General features: G+C 60.5%; 6 protein-coding genes. All 6 read right to left on the bottom strand.

Features of this window, described 5'->3' with window-relative positions:
• The coding region (locus FHP88_RS19055) for a CBS domain-containing protein (protein WP_144360734.1) at window positions 1–470 on the bottom strand (470 nt) is incomplete at its 3' end.
• A 62-nt stretch (window positions 471–532) separates the two neighbouring features.
• The gene (locus FHP88_RS19050) at window positions 533–1,255 is read right to left on the bottom strand and encodes an ABC transporter ATP-binding protein (RefSeq protein ID WP_144360733.1); all 723 of its coding nucleotides are present in this window, start codon (window positions 1,253–1,255) and stop codon (window positions 533–535) included.
• A complete protein-coding gene (locus FHP88_RS19045; RefSeq protein ID WP_144360732.1) occupies window positions 1,245–2,018 on the bottom strand; it encodes an ABC transporter ATP-binding protein in 774 nt (257 codons plus the stop codon). The genes FHP88_RS19050 and FHP88_RS19045 overlap by 11 nt, the downstream gene beginning before the upstream one ends.
• A complete protein-coding gene (locus tag FHP88_RS19040; RefSeq protein WP_144360731.1) occupies window positions 2,005–3,000 on the bottom strand; it encodes a branched-chain amino acid ABC transporter permease in 996 nt (331 codons plus the stop codon). The genes FHP88_RS19045 and FHP88_RS19040 overlap by 14 nt, the downstream gene beginning before the upstream one ends.
• 76 nt (window positions 3,001–3,076) lie before the next feature.
• The gene (locus FHP88_RS19035) at window positions 3,077–3,958 is read right to left on the bottom strand and encodes a branched-chain amino acid ABC transporter permease (protein WP_144360730.1); all 882 of its coding nucleotides are present in this window, start codon (window positions 3,956–3,958) and stop codon (window positions 3,077–3,079) included.
• 166 nt (window positions 3,959–4,124) lie between these two features.
• Window positions 4,125–5,246, bottom strand: a 1,122-nt coding sequence (locus FHP88_RS19030; protein ID WP_335341572.1) for an ABC transporter substrate-binding protein, incomplete at its 5' end; no start/stop codon positions are given.

Below are 5,246 nucleotides of genomic sequence, written 5' to 3'. Positions count from 1 at the left end.
GCGAGGGCGCGGGCCTTGTTGGGCAGGCTGACCGCGATGCGGGTGGTCTTCTCCAACCCACAGCCCATGATATCGAGGAAGAAGTCGAGGATGTCGGTCTCACTGACCACGCCGACCAGTTCGCCGTTGTCGATCACCGGCAGGTTGCCGATCTTCTTGTCACGGATCATCTTGCCGGCCTCTTCGATCAGGGTGTCGGAGGAGCAGGTGATCACCTCGCGCACCATCAGCTCACCGACGGTGATCTTGGAGGTGAGATAATTGACCTCACCGACCGACAGGGTGGTGATGGCCGAAGGCTCGGCCCGGTCCAACTCCTTCTGACTGAACAGGCCGACCAGATGGTTTTTATCATCCACCACCGGCAGATAGCGGCGCCCCTTCTCCCGCATCACCTGGGCCGCATGACTGAGCTTCATATCCGCCGTCACGGTATCCACCTCGCGGGTCATGATCTGTTCTACATACATAGCGTCTTCAACCTCGGTGTTATGACTCTTAACGTGATGCCCGCGGTGCGAGCGATCGGTGATTAATGGCCCAGATAGGCCTTCTGTACCGCCTCATCGGCGAGCAGCTCATCGGCGTCCGCCGACAACACCACCCGTCCGGTCTCCAGCACATAGCCGCGATCGGCAATACCCAGTGCCGCCTTGGCGTTCTGCTCCACCAGCAGGATGGTCACGCCCTTCTCGTTGAGCTCACGCACCACCCGGAAGATCTCCGCCACCAACAGCGGTGCCAGCCCCATCGACGGCTCATCCAGTAACAGCAACTTGGGGCGGCCCAACAGCGCCCGGCCCATCGCCAGCATCTGCTGCTGACCGCCGGACAGGGTGCCCGCCGCCTGCCGGCGTTTCTCCTTGAGGATCGGGAACAGGGTATAGATCTTGGCCAGCTCTTCCTCGACCCAGGCCTTGTTTTTACGCTGGGTAAAGCCGCCCAGCAGCAGGTTATCCTCCACGCTCAAGGGCGCAAACACCTGACGCCCCTCGGGGATATGACAGATCCCGGCCTGCACGATCTTGTGCGGGGCGGTACGGGTGATCTCCTGACCATCGAAGATCACTTTGCCCCCACTGGATTTATGCACATTGGAGAGGGTGTGCAGCAGGGTGGTCTTACCCGCCCCATTGGCCCCTACCATCGCCACCAACTCACCTGGTTTGACCTCCAGCGAGATCCCGTTCAAGGCTTGGATCGGCCCGTAGTGGGCGGTCAGCGCCTCCACCTGTAACAGCGCATCAGACGGCATACTGCACCTCTCCCCCCAGATAGGCCTCGATCACCTTCGGGTTATTCTGTATCTCTTCCGGCAACCCCTCGGCCAATCGGCTGCCATAATCGATCACCAGGATGCGGTCAGAGACCTGCATCACCAGTCCCATGTTGTGTTCTACCAGCAACACGCTAATACCGGTCTTACTGATCCGCCGGATCAGCTCGCGCATCTCCACCGTCTCGGTATCGTTGAGCCCGGCCGCCGGCTCATCCATCAACAGCAGCTTGGGTTGGGCCGCCAGGGCCCGGGCGATCTCCACCCGCTTCAACACCCCGTAGGGCAGGGCGTCGGCGGGCTGGTCGATATAGGCCTCCAGGCCACAGAAGATCAGGGCCTCGCGGGCCCAGGCCTGGGATTGACGCTCCTCCTTGAGGATATTGGGCAGGCGCAGGGCCGCACTCCAGAGATGGCTGTGGGTCCGCAGATGACAGCCCACCTTGACGTTATCCAACACACTCATGTTGAAGAACATCTGCAGGTTCTGGAAGGTCCGCGACACCCCCATCTTCGCCACCTGGTGGGGCCTCCGCCCGACAATCTCTTTACCCTGGAACCGGATGCTCCCCTCATTGGGCTTGTAGATCCCGGAGAGCATATTAAACAGCGTGGTCTTACCGGCCCCGTTGGGCCCGATCACCGCATAGACCTGACTCTCGGGGACCTCAAAATGCAAGTCGGCAATGGCAGTGACACCGCCGAAGGAGATGGTGAGATCCTTGACATCAAGCAGCGCCATGTGAGCTCTCCTTCTTCTCGGCAACCGGGGTTGCCGGGGTCTTCTTGGGGCGGGTTAACTTCCTTAACAGCTCCTGCAGGCCAATGAACAGGCCCTGGGGCAGGAAGATCATCATGCCCATCAGGATGCCACCAAAGATCATCACCTCGTAATCCTCAAACACCACCAGCAGCTCCGGCAGGAAGGTGAGGATGATGGCGCCCAACACGGCCCCGTAAGTGGAGGCCATGCCGCCGAGCACCACCATGGTGACCAACTCAATGGAGAAGAAGAAACTGAACGAGTCAGGGCTGACGAAGGCCTGTTGGTGAGCAAAGATGCTGCCGGCCACGGAGGCGATCAGGGCGGCGAGTACAAACACGCCGGTCTTGGTGGCGGCGGTGTCGATGCCCATCATCTCGGCGGCGACTTCAGAGCCGTGCAGACCGCGCAGGGCGCGCCCACTGCGCGAGTCGATAATGTTCAGTGCCAGCCAGACCACCAGCATCAGCAGGGTACCAATGACGATATACCAGCGCTCGTCACTGTCCACTTCCCAGCCGAAGATCGACAGGCTGGGGATACTGCCCAGCCCATCCGGTCCGCCAGTGAGCCAGCCCATCTGTACAATAACGATATGCACAATGATACCCAGACCCAGGGTGGCCATCGCCAGATAGTGACCCTTGAGCTTGAGGATCGGTCGGGCCACAAGATAGGCCACGACACCGGTAAAGGCGGCCCCCACCAGGATGGTGGGCCAGGGGTTCCAGCCATAACGGGTGGTCAGGATGGCCGAGGTGTAGGCGCCCATGCCGAAAAAGGCGGCATGACCGAGTGAGATCTGCCCGGCATAGCCCATCAGCAGGTTCAGGCTGACCGCAAGAATCGCGTGTAACCCGGCCGAGACACCGACCACGGTGACAAAATAGTTATCCGGAAAGATAAACGGCAGCGCCGCGACGGCGATGGCCAACAGATAAAATCCACTGAGACGCTTCATCCTGGCACCCCCTGACGGCGGGTGGGGTGAGTGATCACCCGAGCGATGTTGCGGCTGATGTTGAGTGCGAGCGACTTCATACCCTATCCACCGAGGCCTTGCCAAACAGGCCGCTGGGGCGGAAGAACAGCACCAGCAGCAGAATAATGAAACCGATTGCATCCTTGTAACCGGACGAGATCAGCCCGGCGGAGAGGGACTCGATCAGGCCCAGCAGCAGGCCACCGGCCACTGCGCCCATGGGGTTACCCATGCCGCCGAGAATCGCCGCCGAGAAGCCCTTGAGGCCGAGCATGACGCCGGTGTCATAGGAGGAGAAGGTGATCGGGGCGACCAGGATGCCGGCCATGGCGCCGAGGGCGGCGGACATGCCGTAGGCGACCAGCAGCATGATGCCGACATTGATCCCCACCAGATGAGCGGCGGTCTTGTTACAGGAGCAGGCGAGGATCGCCTTGCCCAGGGTGGTGTGGTTGAAGAAATACTGTGCCCCCATCACCAGGGCCGCCGCGCCGCCCATCACCCAGAGGCTCTGGGGCAGGATGGTGGCATTGCCAATCTGGATCGGCTCCTCACCGGAAAAATGGGGCAGTGCAAACAGATCTTTGCCCCAGACCAGCAGGGCGACACCGCGCAGGAAGATCGAGGCACCGATAGTGATAATGATGGTGGTCACCACCGAGGCGCCGCGGGCCGGTGCGATGGCAAAGCGCTGCAGCGCCATACCCACCAGCATGGTGATGAGCACGGCGCCGATGGCCGCGGCCCACAACGGCAGGCCGGTATCACCGGCGGAGAGTGCCACCGCACTCATGCCACCGATCATGACGAACTCGCCTTGCGAGAAGTTCACCACGTCCGAGGCGTTATAGATAATGGCAAAGCCAAGCCCTACCAGGGCGTAGGTCGAGCCTACGGTGATCCCGGTGAGCAAAAACTGGAGGATCTGATCGAACATCCGAGAAATCCTGTGTCGGGGAAGGCAGCGTGGCGTCCGATCAGGCAGTCATGCCTGAGGCGAAACACGGGGCGTTCCCGGGTTGTCTGACGGGTTGGTTGCTGGTGCGAACCCGCCTCTGGCGGGTGGTGGCAGTCCGATGCAGGCACCGGACTGCCAAACCGGCTTACTTCACGATGGTCCAATCACCGTTCTTGATCTCGAGCATCTGGAAGGCGTCCAGACCGAGACCCAGATGGTCAGTGGGGCTCATGTTGAACACACCACCGGTACCGGGGAAGCCTTTAGTCTTCTCGATCTCGTCACGCACCTTCTCCTTGTCGGTAGAGTTGGCGCGATCAATCGCTTCCAGGGCAATCATCAGGCCGTCATAGGCGTGACCACCAAAGGTGGAGACATCGCCGTGCTTGCCTTCATAGAGGTTCTTGTAACCGAGCAGGACGGGACGCTGGGGATCGTTCTCTGGCAGTTGATCGGCCACCAGCAGGGCAGCGGCAGGCAGACGCACGCCTTCCGCGGCATCACCGGCCAGTTCGATGAACTTCTTGGAGGCGACGCCGTGTGATTGATACAGCGGCAGGGTGATACCCAACTGACGTATATTCTTGGTCACAATCGCCGGACCGGAACCGAAACCGAAGTTAAGGATCGCCTGGGCATCGGTGTCACGGATCTTGGTGAGCTGGGCGGTCATGTCGGTATCCTTGGCGCCATACTCCTCATCAGACACGATCTCGATGTCATAACTGGCTGCCATCGCCAGACTCTGGGCACGCCCGGACTTACCGAAACCACCATTACCGCTGATCAGGGCGACCTTGGAGATGCCGCGCTTGTTCATATCTTCATAGATCTTCTGGGCCGCCATACGGTCGGTATGGGGGGTCTTGAAGGTCCACTTCTGTACCGGGTCAATGATCTTGACCGAACCGGCCAGAGAGATGAAGGGAATACCGGCCTTCTCTACCAGGGGCATGACCGAGATGGATGAGCCGGAGGTGGAGCCCCCGACAATCACATCCACCTTGTCTTTCTGGATCAGGCGCTTGGCAAAGTTGACCGCCTCTTTGGCGTTACCGCCGGTGTCATAGTGCACCAGCTCGACTTGCTTGCCATCGATGCCGCCCTTGGCATTGATGTTCTCAATATACATCTGCAGGGTCTTTAGCTCCGGATCACCCAGGAACGAGGCACCTCCGGTCACCGCCAGGAAGGTACCGACCTTGATCGTCTCCGCCGATACCGCTTGGCCTGCGCCTAATGCCAGGACTCCGCTGATCGCCAGGGC

Source organism: Sedimenticola selenatireducens, from assembly GCF_007625115.1.
Taxonomy (GTDB): domain Bacteria; phylum Pseudomonadota; class Gammaproteobacteria; order Chromatiales; family Chromatiaceae; genus Sedimenticola; species Sedimenticola selenatireducens_A.
Note: the sequence above shows the minus strand (reverse complement) of the source record. Positions and strands in the feature narration are given on the sequence as shown.

Coding starts and splice junctions, on each gene's coding strand:
- FHP88_RS19045 (WP_144360732.1), bottom strand. CDS start 2,018: ATGGCGCTGCTTGATGTCAAGGATCTCACCATCTCCTTCGGCGGTGTC.
- FHP88_RS19050 (WP_144360733.1), bottom strand. CDS start 1,255: ATGCCGTCTGATGCGCTGTTACAGGTGGAGGCGCTGACCGCCCACTAC.
- FHP88_RS19040 (WP_144360731.1), bottom strand. CDS start 3,000: ATGAAGCGTCTCAGTGGATTTTATCTGTTGGCCATCGCCGTCGCGGCG.
- FHP88_RS19035 (WP_144360730.1), bottom strand. CDS start 3,958: ATGTTCGATCAGATCCTCCAGTTTTTGCTCACCGGGATCACCGTAGGC.